At 60.4% G+C, this 21,041-nt stretch carries 19 protein-coding genes; 13 read left to right on the forward strand and 6 right to left on the reverse strand.

Annotated features, from left to right (window positions below):
- Window positions 1-55 precede the first annotated feature (55 nt).
- Entirely contained in the window at window positions 56-1,156 is a 1,101-nt protein-coding gene (dprA, locus tag ACM1ZW_RS09020; protein ID WP_017341725.1) for a DNA-processing protein DprA, read from the forward strand.
- 54 nt (window positions 1,157-1,210) lie between these two features.
- On the forward strand, window positions 1,211-1,768 hold the full coding sequence (locus tag ACM1ZW_RS09025; protein ID WP_017341726.1) for an L-threonylcarbamoyladenylate synthase: 558 nt from the start codon (window positions 1,211-1,213) through the stop codon (window positions 1,766-1,768).
- A 112-nt stretch (window positions 1,769-1,880) separates the two neighbouring features.
- Here ACM1ZW_RS09025 and ACM1ZW_RS09030 read toward each other — a convergent pair whose 3' ends face one another.
- Window positions 1,881-2,858, reverse strand: a complete 978-nt coding sequence (locus ACM1ZW_RS09030; RefSeq protein ID WP_416740429.1) for an NADPH:quinone reductase — start codon at window positions 2,856-2,858, stop codon at window positions 1,881-1,883.
- Between the two features lie 178 nt (window positions 2,859-3,036).
- Between ACM1ZW_RS09030 and hemF the strand changes: the two genes are divergently transcribed.
- Together hemF and aroE are read left to right on the forward strand one after the other, a co-directional pair.
- On the forward strand, window positions 3,037-3,951 hold the full coding sequence (gene hemF / locus ACM1ZW_RS09035; protein ID WP_415766023.1) for an oxygen-dependent coproporphyrinogen oxidase: 915 nt from the start codon (window positions 3,037-3,039) through the stop codon (window positions 3,949-3,951).
- A gap of 13 nt (window positions 3,952-3,964) precedes the next feature.
- On the forward strand, window positions 3,965-4,786 hold the full coding sequence (gene aroE / locus ACM1ZW_RS09040; RefSeq protein WP_017341728.1) for a shikimate dehydrogenase: 822 nt from the start codon (window positions 3,965-3,967) through the stop codon (window positions 4,784-4,786).
- Between the two features lie 127 nt (window positions 4,787-4,913).
- Here aroE and ACM1ZW_RS09045 read toward each other — a convergent pair whose 3' ends face one another.
- The 3 genes from ACM1ZW_RS09045 to betC form a co-directional block, all read right to left on the reverse strand.
- Entirely contained in the window at window positions 4,914-6,482 is a 1,569-nt protein-coding gene (locus tag ACM1ZW_RS09045; protein WP_416740430.1) for a SulP family inorganic anion transporter, read from the reverse strand.
- Between the two features lie 153 nt (window positions 6,483-6,635).
- Window positions 6,636-7,556, reverse strand: coding sequence for a choline ABC transporter substrate-binding protein (choX, locus tag ACM1ZW_RS09050; RefSeq protein ID WP_017341730.1), 921 nt, complete (start codon window positions 7,554-7,556; stop codon window positions 6,636-6,638).
- Window positions 7,557-7,572: 16 nt separating this feature from the next.
- A complete protein-coding gene (betC, locus tag ACM1ZW_RS09055; RefSeq protein ID WP_414884826.1) occupies window positions 7,573-9,087 on the reverse strand; it encodes a choline-sulfatase in 1,515 nt (504 codons plus the stop codon).
- Window positions 9,088-9,201: 114 nt separating this feature from the next.
- Between betC and ACM1ZW_RS09060 the strand changes: the two genes are divergently transcribed.
- Window positions 9,202-10,152 (forward strand): choline sulfate utilization transcriptional regulator, encoded by a 951-nt coding sequence (locus tag ACM1ZW_RS09060; protein WP_017341732.1) that lies wholly within the window; start codon window positions 9,202-9,204, stop codon window positions 10,150-10,152.
- A 79-nt stretch (window positions 10,153-10,231) separates the two neighbouring features.
- Here ACM1ZW_RS09060 and ACM1ZW_RS09065 read toward each other — a convergent pair whose 3' ends face one another.
- Entirely contained in the window at window positions 10,232-10,897 is a 666-nt protein-coding gene (locus tag ACM1ZW_RS09065) for an NAD(P)-dependent oxidoreductase (RefSeq protein WP_017341733.1), read from the reverse strand.
- A gap of 84 nt (window positions 10,898-10,981) precedes the next feature.
- Between ACM1ZW_RS09065 and ACM1ZW_RS09070 the strand changes: the two genes are divergently transcribed.
- On the forward strand, window positions 10,982-11,308 hold the full coding sequence (locus tag ACM1ZW_RS09070) for a DOPA 4,5-dioxygenase family protein (RefSeq protein WP_017341734.1): 327 nt from the start codon (window positions 10,982-10,984) through the stop codon (window positions 11,306-11,308).
- Here the strand turns inward: ACM1ZW_RS09070 and ACM1ZW_RS09075 are convergent, their stop codons facing one another.
- Complete coding sequence (locus ACM1ZW_RS09075) at window positions 11,309-11,710, reverse strand: GFA family protein (protein WP_017341735.1); 402 nt, start codon at window positions 11,708-11,710, stop codon at window positions 11,309-11,311.
- Between the two features lie 410 nt (window positions 11,711-12,120).
- Between ACM1ZW_RS09075 and ACM1ZW_RS09080 the strand changes: the two genes are divergently transcribed.
- From ACM1ZW_RS09080 to ACM1ZW_RS09110, 7 genes are all read left to right on the forward strand, one after another.
- Window positions 12,121-13,428 carry a CitMHS family transporter gene (locus ACM1ZW_RS09080; protein WP_017341736.1) on the forward strand — a complete coding sequence of 436 codons (1,308 nt, stop codon included), beginning with the start codon at window positions 12,121-12,123 and terminating at the stop codon, window positions 13,426-13,428.
- 85 nt (window positions 13,429-13,513) lie between these two features.
- The gene (locus ACM1ZW_RS09085; RefSeq protein WP_017341737.1) at window positions 13,514-14,281 is read left to right on the forward strand and encodes a TerC family protein; all 768 of its coding nucleotides are present in this window, start codon (window positions 13,514-13,516) and stop codon (window positions 14,279-14,281) included.
- 268 nt (window positions 14,282-14,549) lie between these two features.
- Complete coding sequence (locus tag ACM1ZW_RS09090; protein ID WP_416740431.1) at window positions 14,550-16,208, forward strand: Na/Pi cotransporter family protein; 1,659 nt, start codon at window positions 14,550-14,552, stop codon at window positions 16,206-16,208.
- Window positions 16,209-16,401: 193 nt separating this feature from the next.
- Window positions 16,402-17,778, forward strand: a complete 1,377-nt coding sequence (locus ACM1ZW_RS09095) for a M16 family metallopeptidase (protein ID WP_017341739.1) — start codon at window positions 16,402-16,404, stop codon at window positions 17,776-17,778.
- 230 nt (window positions 17,779-18,008) lie between these two features.
- Window positions 18,009-19,037 (forward strand): DUF5924 family protein, encoded by a 1,029-nt coding sequence (locus ACM1ZW_RS09100; protein ID WP_017341740.1) that lies wholly within the window; start codon window positions 18,009-18,011, stop codon window positions 19,035-19,037.
- A 54-nt stretch (window positions 19,038-19,091) separates the two neighbouring features.
- Entirely contained in the window at window positions 19,092-20,240 is a 1,149-nt protein-coding gene (locus tag ACM1ZW_RS09105) for an MlaE family lipid ABC transporter permease subunit (RefSeq protein WP_416740432.1), read from the forward strand.
- A complete protein-coding gene (locus ACM1ZW_RS09110; RefSeq protein ID WP_017341742.1) occupies window positions 20,237-21,040 on the forward strand; it encodes an ABC transporter ATP-binding protein in 804 nt (267 codons plus the stop codon). The genes ACM1ZW_RS09105 and ACM1ZW_RS09110 overlap by 4 nt, the downstream gene beginning before the upstream one ends.
- The last annotated feature ends 1 nt before the right edge of the window (window position 21,041 follow it).

A 21,041-nucleotide genomic window follows, 5' to 3' on the forward strand; every position in this document is an offset into this window, starting at 1 on the left:
GTTATCCACAGCTTATTCCCGTTTGAACGGGGCTCATAACGATCAAGGATGATCCATGTCGCTGTCTGCTTTAACACCGGTTTCGCCTGCGGAACTGGAAGCTCGTTTACGCCTGCATCGTTTGCCGGAACTCGGCCCTGCGCGTTTCAAGAAATTGCTTGAAGCCTTTGGCTCGGCGTCCAAAGCCATCAGCGCGCCGGCCAGTGCCTGGCGTGCATTGGGTTTGCCGTTTGCATGTTCAGAGGCCAGGCGCTCGAGCGAAATTCGCGATGGCGCAAGCCACGCATTGGCCTGGCTAGAGCGTCCGGGCCAGCATTTACTGATGTGGGACCAGCCTGACTACCCGGCATTGCTGGCGGAAATCAGCGACGCGCCGCCGCTGTTATTCGTGGCGGGCGATCCGGGGATTCTGGAAAAGCCACAACTGGCGATGGTCGGCAGTCGTCGCGCCTCGCGACCGGGCATGGACACCGCTGCGGCGTTTTCCCGGAGTCTGGCCAGCGCCGGTTTTGTCATCACCAGCGGTCTGGCGCTGGGCATCGATGCCGCCGCGCACCAGGCCGCTCTGGACGTGGGCGGGCGAACGGTCGGTGTACTTGGCACGGGACTTGAAAAGTTTTATCCACAGCGCAACCGGAGACTGGCGGACGCCATGATTGCGTCGGGCAGTGCGGTGCTTTCCGAGTTCCCGCTGGACGCAGGGCCCACCGCCAGCAACTTTCCCCGGCGCAACCGGATCATCAGCGGTTTGTCCCTCGGCGTGCTGGTGGTGGAGGCCAGTGTCGCCAGTGGTTCATTGATCACCGCGCGGCTGGCGGCGGAGCAAGGTCGTGAGGTGTATGCCATTCCGGGGTCGATTCACCATCCCGGTGCCCGTGGCTGTCATCAGCTGATCCGTGACGGTGCGGTATTGGTGGAAACCATCGAGCATATCCTCGAAGGCTTGCGCGGCTGGCAACAGTTGCCGTTGTCCACCGAGACGCCATCGGTGACTCATCCACTGCTGATGCTTTTGCATGCGGCGCCGCAGACCAGTGAAGCGTTGGCAGACAGCAGCGGCTGGACCCTGCCCAAAGTGCTGGCGGCGTTGACGGAGCTGGAAATGGACGGCCGGGCAGTCTGCGAAAGCGGACGCTGGTTTGCGCGGGTGAGCTAGGTTTTACAAGGAAGATCGGTAAACTGCGCAGAGCCTTATTCCGGAGAGTTTTTCATGGTCAATAGTTGGCGTGTGCAACAAGCAGCGCAAGCCATTCGCGCAGGGGCGGTGATTGCCTATCCAACCGAGGCGGTCTGGGGCCTGGGTTGCGACCCGTGGGACGAAGAAGCGGTAGAGCGTCTGCTGATGCTCAAGGGCCGGTCGGTGGAGAAGGGCCTGATTCTGGTCGCCGACAACATTCGCCAGTTCGATTTTCTCTTCGAGGACTTCCCTGAGCTGTGGATGGATCGCATGGCCAGCACCTGGCCCGGGCCGAATACCTGGTTGGTGCCGCATCAGAATATGCTGCCGCAGTGGATTACGGGTGTGCACGAGACGGTGGCGTTGCGGGTCAGCGATCATCCGTTGGTGCGGGATTTGTGCGCGGTGGTCGGGCCACTGGTTTCGACATCCGCTAACCCTCAAGGACGGCCAGCGGCGCGGACGCGACTTCGCGTGGAGCAGTATTTCCGGGGGCAGATTGATTTCATCCTCGGAGGCAACCTCGGTGGGCGCAAGAATCCGAGCGTGATTCGCGACCTGGCGACCGGTAACGTCATCCGCCCGGATTGAGACCGAGTCATCGTTCATCGCTGGCAAGCCAGCTCCCACAGGATTCCGGTTGTTCACATGACTTGTGTACGACGCTGTACCTGTGGAAGAGGGCTTGCCCGAGAAGGCGTCCTCAAGGCAGCAGAACAGTCGAACCGGTAGTCCGGCGCGCCGACAACTCGGTCTGCGCCTTCGCCGCATCAGCCAGTGAGTACTTCTGGCTGATCTCCACCTTCAACTTCCCGCTGATGATCATTTCGAACAGCTCATCCGCCATCCGCTGCAGGTTTTCGGCTTTGTTGGCGTAGGTCGCCAGTGTCGGCCGGGTCACGTACAACGACCCTTTCGCCGCCAAAATCCCCAGGTTCACCCCATCCACCGCGCCCGATGCGTTGCCAAAACTCACGACCAGACCCCGAGGCGCCACGCTGTCCAGCGAGGTGAGCCAAGTGTCCTTGCCGACGCCGTCGTACACCACCGGGACTTTTTTGCCATCGGTCAATTCCAGTACGCGCTGTGCGACGTTTTCATGGCTGTAATCGATGGTCGCCCACGCACCGTTGTCCTTCGCCAGTGCGGCTTTTTCCGGCGAGCTGACCGTGCCGATCAACTTCACGCCCAGGGCCTTGGCCCATTGGCAGGCCAGGGAGCCGACACCACCGGCAGCGGCGTGAAACAAAATGGTTTCGCCGCCCTTGAGTTCATAGGTCTGACGCAGCAAGTACTGCACGGTCAGGCCTTTGAGCATGACCCCTGCCGCTTGTTCAAAGCTGATCGCGTCTGGCAGGTGCACCAGATTCGCCTCCGGCAACACGTGAACTTCGCTGTAGGCGCCCAACGGACCGCTGCCATAAGCCACGCGGTCACCGACCTTGAAGCGGGTGACTTCACTGCCCACCGCCTCGACCACGCCCGCACCTTCCGAACCCACGCCCGACGGCAAGGCGGGTGGCGCATAGAGGCCACTACGGAAGTAAGTGTCGATGAAGTTCAGGCCGATGGCCTTGTTGGTAACGCGAACTTGCTGCGGGCCGGGTTCGGCGGGCTGGTAATCCACATACTCGAGTACTTCGGGGCCGCCATGGGTGCGGAACTGGATACGCTTTGCCATCAGAACTCTCCATAGGTCTTAGCTTTTGGATTAGTAGCGCCAAGCCCTCTATCGGACTCCTAAGCTTGATCCCCGTCAACTGCGGCAGGCCCATCTGCGATGTTATGCTACGCGCCCATTTGCGTCGGCCCTGCTCCGAGGGAGCGCCGCGTAGTTTTGCCCGATTCAAGGTGATGACATGACGACCCGCACCGAGGCCGTAAAAGCCTACCTGCTCGACCTGCAAGACCGCATTTGCGCTGCCCTGGAAGCCGAAGACGGCGGCACGCAGTTCGTCGAAGACGCCTGGACCCGCCCTGCCGGCGGTGGCGGTCGCACGCGAGTGATCGAGAACGGTGCTGTCATCGAAAAGGGCGGCGTCAACTTTTCCCACGTCTTCGGCAGCGGTCTCCCACCGTCCGCCAGCGCCCATCGGCCGGAACTGGCCGGGCGTGGCTTCGAGGCCCTGGGCGTGTCGCTGGTGATTCACCCGCACAACCCGCATGTGCCGACTTCCCACGCCAACGTGCGCTTTTTCATCGCTGAAAAAGACGGTGAAGAGCCGGTCTGGTGGTTCGGTGGCGGCTTCGACCTGACCCCGTATTACGGCAACGAAGAAGACTGTGTGCACTGGCACCGCGTCGCCGAGCAGGCCTGCGCGCCGTTCGGTCCGGATGTCTATTCACGCTACAAAGCCTGGTGCGACAGCTATTTCCATATCAAGCATCGTCACGAACCGCGCGGTATCGGCGGCCTGTTCTTCGATGACTTGAACGAGTGGGACTTCGACACCAGCTTCGCCTTCATGCGCGCCATTGGTGATGCTTTTATCGACGCTTACTTGCCGATCGTGCAGCGTCGCAAGAACGATGCGTTCACCGCCAAACAGCGCGAATTTCAGGAGTTCCGCCGCGGCCGTTACGTCGAATTCAACCTGGTTTACGACCGTGGCACGCTGTTCGGCCTGCAATCCGGCGGGCGTACCGAGTCGATCCTCATGTCGCTGCCGCCGCAGGTTCGCTGGAGCTATGACTGGAAAGCCGAGCCGGGCAGCGAAGAAGCGCGCCTGACCGAGTACTTCCTGCAAGATCGCGATTGGTTGGCCAAGGCCTGAACGAGGAATCCTGATGGACCGTTACGTCGTATTCGGTAACCCGATTAGCCACAGCAAGTCGCCAATGATTCATCGTCTGTTCGCCGAGCAGACCGCTCAGCAACTGGACTACAGCACTTCGCTGGCACCGCTTGATGATTTTTCCGACTTTGCCCGTGAGTTTTTCCTTGAAGGTCGCGGGGCGAACGTGACGGTTCCGTTCAAGGAAGAAGCGTTTCGCCTGGCGCACAGTTTGACGGCGCGAGCGCAGCGCGCCGGTGCGGTGAACACCCTGAGCAAACTCGCCGATGGCACACTGCTGGGCGACAACACCGATGGCGCCGGGCTGGTAAGGGATCTGACGGTCAACGCCGGATTCAGTCTCAAGGGCAAACGCATCCTGCTGCTCGGTGCCGGTGGCGCAGTGCGCGGCGCGCTTGAGCCCCTGCTGGCCGAGCAGCCGGCCTCGGTGATCATTGCTAACCGCACGGTGGATAAAGCCGAGTTGCTGGCGGAGTTGTTCGCTGATCTGGGGCCGGTGTCAGCCAGCGGTTTCGATTGGCTGCAAGAGCCGGTGGACCTGATCATCAACGCGACGTCCGCCAGCCTGACAGGCGATGTACCGCCGATTGCCAGCAGTTTGATCGAGCCGGGCAAGACCGTTTGCTACGACATGATGTACGGCAAGGAGCCGACCTCGTTCTGCCGCTGGGCTACGGAACAGGGCGCGGCAGTGTCGATGGATGGCCTGGGGATGCTCGCTGAACAAGCAGCAGAAGCTTTCTTCCTGTGGCGTGGCGTGCGCCCGGACACGGCGCCGGTGCTGGCCGAACTGCGCCGCCAACTGACACTTTAGGCTTTTGTGGCGAGGGAGCTTGCTCCCGCTGGGGTGCGAAGCAGCCCTGATATCTGGAGGGCGCTTCGCTCCCTAGCGGGAGCAAGCTCCCTCGCCACGGGTATTTGGTTGTCCAGAAAGCGGTGTTTCAGTCTTCAAACCGGATCGGGCATTTCTCCGCGCCTTCGAGCTTCCTCAACTCCTCCACCACCGGCGGCCGCGCACCGCGCAAGGTCAGGCTGCGGTCCTGCTTACGCAGCCGTCGCGCTTCCTGGTGCAGCATTTCCACACCCGAATAGTCGATGAAGTTGATGTGCTGCGCCTCGATCACCACGCGCGCGCCGTGCATCCGTTGCAGGCGCACTTGCAGGTAATGGCTGGCGCCGAAGAAGATCGACCCGCCGACCCGCAGAATGTCTTCATCGCCGTCGCGCCAGTGCTGCACACGAGGTTGTGAGGTGCGCTTGAGGTAGAAAAACAGGGACGCGAGCACTCCGGCATAAATCGCCGTCTGCAACTCCAGCAACAGCGTGGCGATACAGGTCAGCGCCATCACCACGAACTCGGCGCGGCTGACCCGCAGCAACGCGCGAATGCCGCGATGGTCGATCAATCCCCAGGCGATCAACAGAATGCTGCCGGCCATGGCCGGGATCGGAATATGCGCAATCAGATGGGCGCCGAAGATCGCGAACAGCGCCACCCACATCGCCGAAAAAACCCCGGCCAGCGGCGAGCAGGCACCCGCTTCGTAACTCAGTCCCGAGCGTGTGAAGGACCCGGCTGACAGCGAGCCGGAAAAAAACGCCCCGACAATGTTCGACAAGCCTTGGGCGCGAACTTCCTGATTCGCATCGAGCAATTGCTGCGACCGCGCCGACAAGGAGCGGGCAATCGACAGACTCGTCACCAGCCCGAGCATCCCGACCGCCACGGCGCTGGGCAACAGACGCAGGATCAGATCAAGGTCCAGCGGCATCGGGCTGAAGGGCGGCAGGCGCCCGACAAACGCGCTGACCAACTGCACGTGACCAAACATCGTTGGCCAGAGCCATACCAGCAATCCGCTCAGGACCAAGGTGATCAATAGCGTTGGCCAGCGCGGCAACAGCAGTTTCAGCGTCAGCCCCACGACGACAGTTGCCAGGCCCAGCACCAGTGAAGGTTGGTCTACCTCGCCGAGATGCCTGAACAGCATCATAAAACTGTCCAGTGCCGTGGCTTGGTTGGGCACGTCCAGCCCCAGCAGATTGGGTATTTGACCGATGGCAATCACTACCGCGGCGCCAAGCGTGAAACCGAGCACGACCGAGTGCGAGACAAAATTTACCAGCGCGCCGAATCGCAGCAAACCCAGCAGCCACTGGAAAATACCGGCAAGGAGCGTCAGAAGCAGGATCAGCGTGATGTAGTCCTTGGACGCGGGAACGGCCAGAGGACTGACGCTGGCGTACAGGACAATCGAAATGGCCGCCGTAGGGCCGCAGATCAGATGCCACGACGATCCCCAAAGACAGGCAATCAGCACCGGGATGATCGCCGCGTACAAGCCGTATTCCGGTGGGAGACCGGCAATCAGCGCGTAGGCAATGGATTGCGGCAACGCGAGAATGGCGCCGCTGAGGCCGACAATCAGGTCACGGCCGACGCTGGCGCGGGTTTGCCGGGGCAACCACGTGAGGAAGGGAAAGAGTGAATGGCGGCTGGGAAGGGCCATGGGTCCTCTCGGTCGGGGGTTTTGCGCAGGGTAACAGGACGACGCGATCATTGTGGCGAGGGAGCTTGCTCCCGCTGGGCTGCAAAGCAGCCCTAAACATCTGCGGGCGCTTCGCACCCGAGCGGGAGCGAGCTCCCTCGCCACAGATCATGCTTACAACTTGGCTTTCACTGCCGGCAACGCATCCTTCCCGTCCACGGTCTTCACGCCATCCAGCCACTTGTCCAGCACCGCCGGATTAGCCTTGATCCACGCTTTTGCTGCATCGGCATTGCTGACCTTCTTGTTCACCACGTCCGCCATGATGCTGTTTTCCATTTCCTGAGTGAAACTCAGGTTGGTGAGCAATTTGCCAACATTCGGGCAGGCCTGTGCATAACCTTTGCGGGTCAGCGTGTGAACGCTGCCGGTATCGCCGAAGTATTTCTCGCCACCTTTCAGGTAATGCATTTTCAACTGCACGTTCATCGGGTGCGGCGTCCAGCCGAGGAAGGTCACGAACTTCTGCTTCTTCACGGCACGAGACACTTCGGCCAGCATTGCCTGTTCGCTGGACTCGACGAGTTTCCACTGACCCATGTCGAAGTCGTTCTTCTTGATGATTTCTTGCAGTGAAATGTTCGCCGGGGCTCCGGAACCGATGCCGTAGATCTTCTTGTCGAATTTGTCGGCGAACTTGTTCAGGTCGGCAAAGTTATGCACACCCGCGTCCCACACATAATCCGGAACAGCCAGGGTGAACTCGGTGCCATCGAGGTTCTTCGCCAGTTGCGTGACGTCGCCGGTGGCCACGAACTTGTCGTAGAAACCCTGCTGCGCAGGCATCCAGTTACCCAGGAACACGTCAACCTGACCATCCTTCAAGCCGCCAAAGGTAATCGGCACCGCGAGGGTGTCGACTTTGGGCTTGTAGCCCATGCCGTCCAGCAGAAACCCGGTGATGGCGTTGGTTGCGGCGATGTCGCTCCAGCCAGGGTCGGCCATTTTCACCGTCTCGCAGCTCTGATCGGCATACGCCGATGCACTGCCCAGGGCCAGCAGCCCGACCGTCAGTACTGTGGATAACTTTTGCATGGACTTCCCCTTAACATTATTGGTTTTGGCAGGGTTGTGGATAACGTGCTTTGCGCTCCAGGTCGTCGAGGTCGATGTGGTTGCGCATGTATTGCTGACTGGCGTCCACCAGCGGCTGGTGATCCCAGCTCTTCAGCTTGCCGATGGTCAGCGCGTCGGCGACAAATCGCCGGCGACGCTGGCTTGCGAGCACCTGCTGGTGTATCGCCGGGATGTTCCATTTGGCCCGCGCTTCGGCCAGAAATTCTTCGAACAGTGGCCGATGTTGCGGCGATTGGCTGAGTTCTTCCTGCTCACGTGGGTCGTTGTGTACGTCGAAGAGTAGGCACGGGTCGTCTTCGCTGTAGATGAATTTGTAGGCGCCGCGACGAATCATCATCAAGGGGCTGATGGTGCCCTCGGCCATGTATTCGCCGAAGACTTCGTCGTGACCGCCCTGCCCTTGCAGGTGCGAAACCAGCGAGCGGCCATCCAGTGGCAGGCCCGGCTCCAGCGAGCCACCGGCCAACTCTACAAACGTCGGCAACAGGTCGGCGGTGGAAACCGCTGCGCTGACCCGCCCTGCGCCGAACTGTCCCGGCGCACTTATCAACAGGGGAACGCGCGCGGCCATTTCGAACCAGTGCATTTTGTACCAGAGCCCGCGCTCGCCGAGCATGTCGCCGTGGTCGCCGGAGAAGACGATGATCGTATCGTTGATCAGCCCCGTTTCTTCGAGTGTTTGCAGGAGTTTGCCGACATTGCTGTCGATATAGCTGCATGCACCAAAGTACGCACGGCGCGCATCCCGGATTTTATCCACAGGCAGCGGTTTGTCCCACAGGTCGTAAACCTTGAGCAAACGCTGGGAGTGCGGATCGAGCTCGGTTTGCGACGGCGTCTGGGGCAACGGGATGTCCGCATCGTCATACATATCCCAGAACGCCTTGGGAATCGTGTACGGATCGTGTGGGTGAGTCATCGACACGGTCAGGCAGAACGGCTGATCGCCATCTTCGCGGATGTGATCGAACAGGTATTGCTGGGCCTTGAACACCACCTCTTCGTCGAAATCCAGCTGATTGGTACGCACGCACGGCCCGGCTTGCAGCACCGACGACATGTTGTGATACCAGGTCGGACGCACGTCCGGTTCATCCCAGTTCACCGCCCAACCGTAGTCGGCCGGGTAAATGTCGCTGGTCAGGCGTTCTTCGTAACCGTGGAGCTGGTCCGGGCCGCAGAAGTGCATTTTGCCGGACAGTGCGGTTCGGTAACCGAGGCGCCGCAGGTAGTGGGCGTAGGTCGGTACATCGGCAGGGAAATCCGCCGCGTTGTCATAAGCGCCGATCTTGCTCGGCAACTGACCGCTGACCAGGGTAAAACGCGACGGCGCGCAAAGTGGGCTGTTGCAATAGGCGGCGTCGAACACCACGCCTTCGGCGGCGAGGCGGCTGAGATTGGGGAGTTTGATCGGCGAAGGACCGTAGAACGGCAACATTGGCGCGGCCATCTGATCGGCCATGATGAAAAGAATATTCTTGCGCTTCATGTGATCGCGGCATTCCATAGTGAATATTTATGCGAGAGTGCTGTGATCGAGCATGGAGTCCATGCTCTTTGTGGTAAAGCCCATGCCAGGCAATGACTAGGATAAGCACAGCTTATGTATGACGCTCTGGGTGATTTGTCCCTTGATCTGCTCCGTGCCTTTGAAGCCGCGGCGCGCCAGCGCAGCTTCACCGCGGCCGCGGTTGAACTGGGCACCACGCAACCGGCCATCAGTCAGCAGATCAAACGACTGGAAGATCAGCTCGCCACCCGGTTGTTCGATCGCATTTATCGCGGCATTGAGCTGACCGAGGCTGGGACGATTCTTTTTGAGCAAGTTCAGCTCGGTTTGCAGAATATCGACGCAGGGTTGAGCGCAATCAGTGCACAGCATCAGCATGAAGTATTGCAGGTGGCCACCGATTTCGCCTTCGCCGCCTATTGGTTGATGCCCCGTCTGCACCGCTTTCACGCCGCCAATCCGCAAGTGGACGTCAGCCTGGTCACCAGCGAGCGCAGCCTCAATATGCTGCGCACCGACATTGATGTGGCGGTGCTGTTTGGCGACGGGCGTTTCAAGCAGGGCGAAAGCCACTGGCTGTTCAGCGAAGAAGTGTTTCCGGTGTGCAGTCCGCTGCTGTTGAAGGATCGTGCCCTGCCCTTGCCTGCACAGTCGCTGCTGGAATTTCCGCTGCTGCACCTGCGCGGCGAAAACAGCAGCAACTGGTTCGACTGGAGCGGCGTGTTTCGCGAGTTAGGGATCACGTCGGCGCCAGCGCCCGGACAACTGCGGTTCGACAATTACACCCTGCTGATTCAAGCGGCGATTGGCGGCCAGGGAGTGGCGATTGGCTGGCGGCACCTTGTGGATAACTTGCTCGCGCAAGGTTTGTTGTGTCGACCGATTGCTGACACGGTAATGTCCCGGCTGGGTTATTACGTGGTCCTGCCGCAGCGCAAACGGCGCGGGGCATTGATTCAACAGTTTGTGGACTGGTTAATGGCCGAGCAGGCCAGCAACGCACAATCGCTCAATGGTCTGCCGTTGCCTTCGATTGCGGTGTGAAAGTTAAAAGATCGCAGCCTTCGGCAGCGCCTACCTGGGAACACATTCCAAAGTAGGAGCGGCCTTCGATTGCGATCTTTTACTGCTCTGAAGTCGCGATGAAATTAACGTGTTCGCCAACGTGCAGATTCAAGTGCAACTCATCGGCAATCCCCACCGCGACGCGGCTCAACCGCTGAAGGGGTTCGGCCAGCCCTGGTTCCAGGCTGCTGCTGACTTGACTGAAGTGCTCGATTGTCAGCCCGGCAACGCCGCGTGGCGCATTGACCATCGTCCAGTGCAACGCACTGCCTTGCAGCGCCTCGCGGATTTCCTCGGCGGCGTGGCGTTGCAGTTGATCCTCGATCTGCGGATCGTCCAGCACCTCGAAGTCGCCCACCAGAAACAGTCTGGCGATGCCGGCGGCCTCCATGCCATCGACAAGTGCATCGACCGCCAGTACTTGTTCAACCGGACCTAGCAGGATGGATTTTTCTACGTGCTCGCTATTAAACGGTAACCCGGGTGCATCCAGTAGACAGATAACGGCCGAGCAGCCCGCTACGCTTTGCTTGACTCGCTCGGCATCAAACAGATCACCGGTCTTGGTGCGCAGACCGGGGCGTGGTGCCAGCGCCGTCAGGTCGTCGAGAATCGCGATCACTTCATGTTGGCGCCGCAGCATTTCAGCCATCAGCGCACTGCCCAGGCTACTCATGGCACCATACAGCACCACTTTTACCACTGGGGTTTCGGCATTTTTCATGGCTGGACTCCGCACTTTCCTATGTATATGGCGTGTGACCTGCAGGAATCGGTGAGGGTTCGACCGGGTTTCAGAGGGATTCAGATGCAACAGATCAAGGGCTATCACGCCCATGTGTATTTCGATGCCGCCCACATGGATCAGGCGCGCACGTTGTGTGAGCAAGCGGCGCACCTGTTCCCGCTGAAAATGGGCCGCGTGCACGAACGTCCGGTGGGTCCGCACCCGGACTGGAGCTGCCAGTTGGCATTCGGGCCGGAGCTCATCGGCGACGTGTTGCCGTGGCTGGCCCTCAACCGCAAGGGACTGGTGGTGTTCCTGCACCCGGACACCGGCGACGATCTGCTTGACCACACGGAACATGCAATCTGGATGGGCGCGATCCGGACACTGGACCTGTCTGTTTTTTGATCACAGGGTTTCTTCGGCTTCACCCGGCAAGTGCTCGTCCAGATGCAGCCATGGCAGACGGCTGTCGGTCCAGATGTGCCGCTCCGCCGGGGCCTGCTCAGGATGATCGAGGGTGGCGATGGTCAGGTCGATGCTCTCGGGACTGAGCTGCGTGACCAACGCAATCTGAGCCCCACAGGTCGGGCAGAAATAGCGTATGCAGCTGGAAGACGAGGCGTACTGCGCCGGTGTGCCTTTCACCCACTCGAAGGCGGACGCGGGCACGGTGATCCAGGTGGTCACGATCCCGCCGCTGACCCGTCGGCAAATCGAGCAGTGACAGTGGGCGATGTCGCGCAAGGGGCCGCTGAATTGATAGCGCAGATGTCCGCAGTGGCAGCCGCCGGTGTGAATGTCGCTCATGACCTTTCCTCCTGTTGCGATATCACGGACGCCATCGCGGGCAGCCCGCTCCACACAGAGAACTCATTTCAATGTGGGAGTGAGACCGGCTTGCCGGCGATGGCCCCAACCCGGTTTCCCTTCCTGCCCCGGTCCGACGACCGGTTGTACATCCCATCAATGCTTTCATCAGCGAAAGCTCGGTGAAAGCTTCCCCGATTAGGATCGCCCCACTACCGGCAACAGACCGGTCGGCCAATGCGAGTGTTTTATCGCTCGCACAGCCCATTTAACAACAACAATGGTGACCCTGATGTCCTTTGCAACCCGCCGCTTCGCTGCAACTCCGCCCGTACGCCTCGTGCTTCCCGTTCTGCGCTGACCCACCCGGTTCGCCCATTCCCTAGCCGCGCTACGCCTGGAGTATTCCCATGCTGACTTTCCTTGGCTTCGCCATGGTCATCACGTTCATGTTCCTGATCATGACCAAGCGCCTGTCCGCGCTGATCGCCCTGATCATCATCCCGATCGTCTTTGCTCTGTTCGGCGGTTTTGCGCCGAAGATCGGCCCGATGATGCTCGAAGGCATCACCAAGCTTGCGCCGACCGGCGTGATGCTGATGTTCGCCATTCTCTACTTCGCCCTGATGATCGACTCCGGCCTGTTCGACCCGGCCGTGCGCAAGATCCTCAAACTGGTCAAGGGCGACCCGCTGAAGGTTTCGGTCGGCACCGCCGTACTGGCGCTCGTCGTTTCCCTCGACGGTGACGGCGCGACCACTTACATGATCTGCGTGGCCGCCATGCTGCCGCTCTACAGCCGCATCGGCATGAGCCCGCGGATCATGGCCGGCCTGATCATCCTCGCCGGTGGCGTGATGAACATGACGCCATGGGGCGGCCCGACTGCCCGTGCGGCCAGTGCGCTGCACGTGGACCCGTCCGACATTTTCGTTCCGATGATTCCGGCGATGGCGTTCGGCGTGGTGGCAATCCTGGCGATTGCCTACTTCTACGGCAAACGCGAGCGTGCGCGTCTGGGTGAACTGCACTTGGTGGGCGATGAAATCGACCACAGTGAAATCAGTGTTTCGCAGTTCCCGGATGCCCGTCGTCCGAAGTTGATCTGGTTCAACGGCGCCCTGACCCTGGGCCTGATGTGCACCCTGATCGCCGGTCTGTTGCCGATGCCGGTGTTGTTCATGGTGGCGTTCAGTATCGCGATGATCGTCAACTATCCTTGCCTGCAACAGCAGAAGGATCGCGTCGCGGCTCACGCTGGCAGCGTACTTGCGGTGGTCGGTTTGATCTTCGCGGCGGGCATTTTCACCGGTATCCTGTCGGGCACCGGCATGGTCGATGCGATGTCGAAAAGCCTGCTGGCGGTGATTCCTGATTTCCTCGGCCCGTACCTGGCCGTGATCACCGCGCTGGTGAGCATGCCGTTCACGTTCTTCATGTCGAACGACGCTTTTTATTACGGCGTGTTACCAGTACTTGCCGAAGCCGCCAGTCATTACGGTATAACCGCGGTTGAAATGGCACGTGCCTCGATCGTCGGTCAGCCCGTCCACTTGCTGAGCCCGCTGGTACCATCGACCTATTTGTTGGTGGCCCTGGCCGGTATCGACTTTGGTGACCATCAGCGCTTTACCCTGAAATGGGCAGTGCTGGTGTGCATGTGCATACTGGTCGCCGCGTTGCTGATGGGGATCTTTCCGCTGTTCAGCACTCTATAAGCCCAAGACTCACCACAACGGGTCCAGGCTTTGCTGTTTGAAGCCCGGGCCCGTTCTGGTTTAACACTCGCTCAAAGGAATACACATGGAATGGCTGACCAACCCTGAAATCTGGGTTGCCTTCTTTACCCTGACCGCCCTGGAAATCGTCCTGGGTATCGATAACATCATCATGATTTCGATCCTGGTCAGCCGCATGCCCAAACACATGCAGCAGCGCACCCGGATTTTCGGCCTGGCGCTGGCCATGATCACGCGGATTCTGTTGCTGCTGTCGATCACCTGGGTCATGCGCCTCACCGCAGACCTGTTCGAAGTGTTCGGCCAGGGTATTTCCGGACGCGACCTGATCCTGTTCTTCGGTGGTCTGTTCCTGCTGTGGAAGAGCTCGCAAGAGATGTACCACGCGCTGGAAGGTGAAGACGAAACCCATGAAGAGCCTTCGGGCAAGGGCGGCAGCTTCATCTACACCATCATCCAGATCGCGATCATCGACATCGTGTTTTCGCTGGACTCGGTGATCACCGCCGTTGGCATGGTCTCCCACGTTCCGGTCATGGTCGCGGCAATCATCGTGGCTGTGCTGGTGATGATGTGGGCTTCGGGCACCATCAGCGAGTTCATCGACAAGCACCCGTCGCTGAAGATGCTGGCGCTGTCGTTCCTGTTGATCGTCGGTACCGTGCTGATTGCCGAATCCTTGGACGTGCACGTGCCAAAAGGCTACGTCTACTTCGCCATGGCGTTCTCGCTGGCGGTGGAAGCGATCAACATCAAGATGCGCACCGCGATGGCGAAAAAGAAAAAACAGCAGGATCCGGTGAAACTGCGCAAGGACATTCCGGGCCAGTAACACTTGTGGCAGTGAGCTTGTTGTGGCGAGTGGATAAATCCCCTCGCCGCACACGGGCTCTTACAGGAAGTGCCGGGGGGACCTTCGGGTCCCTTTTTCTTTGTCTGCATCAAATTGTTTTCATGACAGTTTTGTTTCAATCGCCTCTTTAGCTATGCGATGCTGGCGCCCAGACCGTTAGCCAACTACAGCTTAAGTACACAACGTAGAAAGTCGCGCGGCACCGTCAACTTGCTCCTTTGGGGCGCTACCACCACAGGGGGCCCGTATGCTCACCCTGCTCAATTTGCTTTCTGCCGTGGCCTTGTTGATCTGGGGCACGCACATCGTCCGAACCGGCATTCTGCGGGTCTATGGTTCCAACTTGCGCCATGTGATTAGCCAGAACATGTCCAAGCGCTGGCTGGCGTTCATCGCGGGCATTGTCGTGACCGCCATGGTCCAGAGCAGTAACGCCACCGCCATGCTCGTCACGTCCTTTGTCGGCCAGGGCCTGATGGCGCTGATGCCGGCGCTGGCGACCATGCTCGGTGCCGACGTGGGTACGGCGCTGATGGCACGGGTCCTGACCTTCGATTTGTCATGGCTGTCGCCGCTGCTGATTTTCCTCGGGGTGATTTTCTTTCTGTCGCGCAAACAGACGCGGCTCGGGCAGATGGGCCGCGTCAGCATCGGCCTCGGGCTGATCATTCTGGCGCTGCAACTGATTGTCGAAGCGGCTGCGCCGATCACCCACGCCCAAGGGGTCAAAGTGATTTTCGCCTCGCTGACCGGCGACATCCTGCTCGACGCCCTGGTCGGCGCGTTGTTCGCGATGATTTCCTACTCCAGCCTCGCCGCCGTCCTGCTGACCGCGACACTGGCCGGCGCCAGTGTGATCAGCTTGCCCGTGGCCATCGGCCTGGTGATCGGTGCCAACATCGGCAGCGGTATTCTGGCGTTCATGAGCACCAGCATGCAGAACGCCGCGGGCCGTCAGGTGGCGCTCGGGAGCCTGCTGTACAAGCTGATCGGCCTGTTGCTGATCATTCCCGTACTCGACCCGCTCGTGCACTGGATCGACAGTCTGGATTTCAGCCCACAGGAAATGGTCATCGGCTTCCACCTGCTCTACAACACCGTGCGTTGCCTGATCCTGCTGCCAAGCGTCGGGCCGATGGCCAGGCTTTGTGCGTGGCTGCTGCCGGAGCGGCCGGAAACCAACGGCACCGCCAAACCTCGGCACCTTGACCCGACGGCGCTGGTGACCCCCAGCCTGGCGCTCGCCAACGCTGCCCGGGAAACCCTGCGCATTGGCGATCTGATCGACAATATGCTCGAGGCCATGCTCGACGTGCTGCGCGGCAAGCAAACCGCCGTCACCCAGGAAATGCGTCGCCTGACCGATGATGTGGAGTCGCTCTACAGCTCGATCAAGCTTTATCTGGCGCAGATGCCTCGCGAAGACCTTAGTGAACACGACAGTCGGCGCTGGGCGGAAATCATCGAACTGGCGATCAACCTCAAACTCGCCAGCGACCTGATCGAGCGCATGCTGCGCAAAGTGCAGCAACAGAAAACCTCGCAGCGCCGGTCTTTTTCCGAGGTCGGTCTGGACGAATTGGCGGGGCTGCACAGTCAGCTGATTTCCAATTTGCGTCTGGGATTGTCGGTGTTCCTCAGCGCCGACAAGGAAAGTGCCCGTCAGTTGCTGCGGGAGAAACGTCGCTTTCGCGCACAGGAACGCCGTCTGGCCCATGCACATGTCAGCCGGTTGCAACGCAAGATCGTGCAGAGTATCGAGACCAGCTCGCTGCACCTGGAGCTGATTGCCGACATGAAGCGCCTGAATTCATTGTTCTGCAGCAGTGCGTATGTGGTGCTGGAAACGTCTGACACCGGTGCGCTCATCGTCGATGATTTGTCTGACATCACGCATTCGCCTTGAACGTCTGGCAGTGTGGTCAGTCAGTTACAGTGGTTCAGCCTCAAGACCGTCTTCGCGGGCGAGCCCGCTCCCACAGGTGATCCGGGTCGGACATAATCCCAGTTACACAAAAGATCACTGTGGGAGCGGGCTTGCCCGCGATAGCGGCCTAAAGGACGACACGGATCTTCGATTGATTGCCTGGAAGCTTGCTATGCGTTGTCTGTTGTTCGCCTGCCTGTTGCTCGGATCGCTGCCCTCGTTTGCCCTGGATCGTTTTCAGGTCGAGGGCTATACGCTGCCCAATGGCCTGCAAATGCTGCTCAAACCCGGCACCGAACGCGGGCATGTAGCGATTCGACTGGTGGTCGGCGTCGGTATCGATGATTTCAGCTGCGCCGAAAAAGAACTGCCGCATCTGCTCGAACACCTGCTGTTCAGCGGCATCGATGCCACCGGCGAAGGCGGTCTTGAAGAACGCATGCAGACGCTCGGCGGTGAGTGGAACGCTTACACCAGCAACGCCGACACCACATTTGTCATCGAAGCGCCGGCGAAAAACCAGCGCAAGGTCCTCGACCTGCTGCTGGCTCTTCTGACCCAGACCCGAATCGACGACAACGCCATCAACGCCGCCAAACAGGTGGTCGAGCGCGAGGACGGCGGTCATTACTCACACTTGCAACGCTGGCTGGATCGTCAGGATCTGGGCCACACGGCGAGCAATCAACTGGCGGTGGAACTGGGGCTAAAGTGCCCGGAGCGGGCCGAGGTCGATAACCTGACCCGCGAACAACTGGAGACGGTACGCAAGGCCTGGTACGCGCCGAACAACATGACACTGATCATGGTCGGCGACCTCGACCGCTTGCTGCCGGCTTATCTGGAACGGGCCTGGGGCGCACTTCAGGCCGTTGACCCGAGCGAGCACCCGCCACTGCCGCAAATCCAGGCTAGCGCGGCCCATGAGCGCACGTTGAGTCACGGCTTTGTCGGCGGCGGAGCGAAGTTGCACTGGCTGGTGCCGGAGCCGGTGCTGGAAGACCAGCATGACGAAACCTTTGACCTGCTCAAGGACTATCTGGACTGGGCGCTCTATCGCCAGCTGCGTCTGGCGCACAGTTTGTCCTACGGCCCCTCGGCCGAACGCGAGGTGTTTGGCGGCGTGGGTTTCATGAGCCTCAACGCCGACCTTGAGCGCGACGATGTGCCCGAGGCCGAGCAAGTCCTGGATGAATTGAAGGCTGACTTGCTCAAGAACGGACTGGACGTCGACACCTTCAACCGCCTCAAGCAGGCCGCCATCGCTCGCCAGGCCTGGGCCGTGCAAGGCAACAGCGCACTGGCCGACTACTACTGGAGCGCGCTGGGAGACTACGAGGAAGGTCGTTTCGCTAACCCGGCCAGAGAACTGCAGGGCGTGACGCTGGCAGAGGCCAACAAGGCCATGCGTGAGTTGCTGTTGCAACCGGGTTATTTGCGGATCGAGAAGCCGTTGATGAGTTATGACCAGGTGATGTGGGTGGTCGCGGGGGGATTGGGGCTGCTGGTGTTCGGGTTATTGGCCTGGCGTGTTTATCGCAGAAAGTAACGGTTCCCCTGTGGCGAGGGAGCTTGCTCCCGTTCGGCTGCGCAGCCGCCGCCTGCGTATCAGTTGAAAGAATGCGGTTTTCCGGTTTTGGGGGCGCTTCGCACCCCAGCGGGAGCAAGCTCCCCCGTCACAGTGCCGTGTTGGGTCAAACGGACGTATCCCCCTCGCCACACTGCCCCACGGGCGGTAACCTGTCGGGGATTTTTCCCACGACTACTGTGAATCGCCGAATGCCTACCCTGACCTTGTTCGTACAGCGCATCCTCGAACTGATGAAGCGCTACCCAGGGGTCATTGCGCTTGGCGGTTTCATCTCCGGGGTCGGCAGCTTCATGCTGGTCGATCGCCAGCAAGGCCTGGCGACCTGGATCACCATTATCATGGTGCTCAGCTGGATCTGGCTGATGCTGGAAAACAGCCTCACCAAGCTCTTCACCCGAATCTTCAAGCGCGAAATCCCCCAGCCGCTGCTGCGCTACGCCACGCAGATGATCCATCAGGAAAGTCTGTTTTTCGTTCTGCCTTTCTTTTTCATCACCACCACCTGGAACAGCGGCCAGTTTTTTTTCACCGGGCTGCTGTGCATCGCCGCGCTGATTTCCATTACCGACCCGCTCTACTACAAATGGCTGGCGCCCCGGCGCTGGGCGTTTCTGGCGCTGCACACCCTGACGCTGTTTGCCGCGCTGCTGACGGCCCTGCCCGTCATCCTGCACCTGACCACGTCCCAGAGTTTCAAACTGGCCCTGGGCACAGCCGTCGTCCTGTCGTTCCCGAGCCTGGCGTCGATCTTCCCGATCCGGACGGTGCGCAACGCGCTGGCCATTCTGAGCATCACCGTCGGCATCGGTGGCGTGGGTTGGGTGTTGCGCTCATGGGTGCCGCCGGCCACGCTATGGATGACCGATGTCGCGATCAGCACCCAGATGCAGGACCGCACGCCAGGCAAAAGCCTGGAAGAAGTCAGCGCCGAGCAGATTCGTGGCGACGGTCTGTACGCCTACACGGCGATCAACGCGCCGCGCGGTCTGGACGAGCGGATTTACCATGTCTGGCAGTTCAACGGCAAGGAAGTCGATCGCATCGCACTGGACATCCATGGCGGGCGCAAGGAAGGCTATCGCGCCTGGACCCACAAGCAGAACTTCCCCGGTAACCCGGCGGGCAAGTGGCAGGTTCGGGTGCTGACCGAGGACGGTCAGTTGATCGGTGTGTTGCGCTTCAAGATCACGGACAGCACACCGATCAAAGAAAAGTAATGCGGTTCGTGCTATTACGTAACTCTGCGTAATAGCCGAACAAGCACGGAGCTTATGACCAGCAGCACAATGCCCGGCAGTGCCTCACTGGACACCTCGCACACCCCTGCGCAATTGCACGTCACGGGTGACTGGACGCTTGCCCATTACGCTGACCTCAAGAATTTGAGCGAAAAGCTCCGCGGGCAATACGACGACAGCACCCACATCGACCTCAACAGCCTCGGCGCGCTCGACACCGCCGGCGCATCGTTGTTGGTGGAGTTGCTCGGGTCGGACCGCCTGGGCAAATCCGCCGAACATCCCGACTGCACGTTGTCCGTCGCCGATCGTGCTCTGTTGCAGACTGTTTATTGCTCGATGACCGACTTCTGCGTGCCGATCAAGGAGCCGGAAATCGGCGTCGGCATTCAGCTGCTGACGCGCATTGGCCGCGCGGTAGACGCCATCTGGCAAGACACCCTGCAACTGCTGGGCTTCGTCGGCCTGATCCTGGAAACCATCGCCCGCAACCTGTTGCGCCCCAAACGCTGGCGCATCACGCCAATGATTGCGCACATCGAACAGACAGGCCTCGACGCCGCCCCCATCGTTGCCTTGCTGACGTTTCTGGTGGGCGCCGTCGTCGCGTTTCTCGGGGCGACGGTGCTGAAGAGTTTCGGTGCGAGCATCTTCACCGTGGACCTGGTGGCGTTCTCCTTTCTGCGGGAATTCGGCGTGCTGCTCACCGCCATCCTGATGGCCGGTCGAACCGCAAGTGCCTTCACCGCGCAGATCGGCTCGATGAAGGCCAACGAAGAGATCGATGCCATTCGCACCTTGGGCCTCGATCCGATGGAGTTGCTGGTGGTGCCGCGCGTGCTCGCGCTGCTGGTGGCGCTGCCGATGCTGACCTTTCTGGCGATGCTCTCGGGGATTGTCGGCGGTGGTGTGGTGTGCGCCGTGGCGCTGGATATCTCGCCGGCCATGTTCCTTTCGCTGTTGCAAACCGACATCGGGATTCAGCATTTTCTGGTCGGTCTCGTCAAAGCGCCAATCTTTGCGTTCCTCATCGCCGCCATTGGTTGCCTTGAGGGCTTCAAGGTCAGCGGCAGTGCTGAATCTGTGGGTGCGCACACCACGTCGAGTGTGGTGCAGTCGATTTTCGTGGTGATCGTGCTCGACGCCGTGGCCGCGCTGTTTTTCATGGAGATGGGCTGGTGAGTCGTCTACCCCGAGCGCCCTCCGAGGCGGTGATCGAAGTCCGAGGGCTGTGCAATCGCTTTGGCCGTCAGAGCGTGCACGAGAACCTCGACCTGGATCTGTACAAGGGCGAAATCCTGGCCGTGGTCGGAGGTTCCGGCAGCGGCAAATCGGTACTGTTGCGCAGCATTGTCGGCTTGCGCCAGCCCAGCGAAGGGGTGGTGAAGGTGTTCGGCAAGAACCTTCCGACGCTGTCCGAACACGAGCGTTCGATGGTCGAGCGGCGCTTCGGTGTACTGTTCCAGAAAGGCGCCCTGTTCTCTTCGCTGACCGTGACCGAAAACGTCGCCCTGCCCCTGATCGAACACGCGGGCCTGAGCCGCAACGATGCCGAACACCTGGCGGCGGTCAAACTGGCGTTGGCCGGGTTGCCGCTATCGGCCGCCGACAAGTACCCCGCTTCGCTGTCCGGCGGGATGATCAAGCGCGCGGCACTGGCCCGGGCGTTGGCACTGGACCCGGACATCCTGTTTCTCGACGAACCCACCGCCGGCCTCGACCCGATCGGCGCGGCGGCCTTCGATCAGTTGATCCTGACCCTGCGCGATGCGTTGGGTTTGAGTGTGTTTCTGGTGACCCATGACCTCGACACGCTCTACACCATCACCGATCGGGTGGCGGTGCTGGCGCAGAAGAAAGTGCTGGTGGCGGACGCCATCGACAAGGTCTCGGAAACCGACGACCCGTGGATTCACGAATACTTCCATGGCCCTCGCGGCCGCGCGGCGCTGACGGCCGCCCAACAGTTGAATGAGGTCTGAC

It is taken from the genome of Pseudomonas sp. NFX71, assembly GCF_048079215.1.
GTDB classification, from domain to species: domain Bacteria; phylum Pseudomonadota; class Gammaproteobacteria; order Pseudomonadales; family Pseudomonadaceae; genus Aquipseudomonas; species Aquipseudomonas fluorescens_B.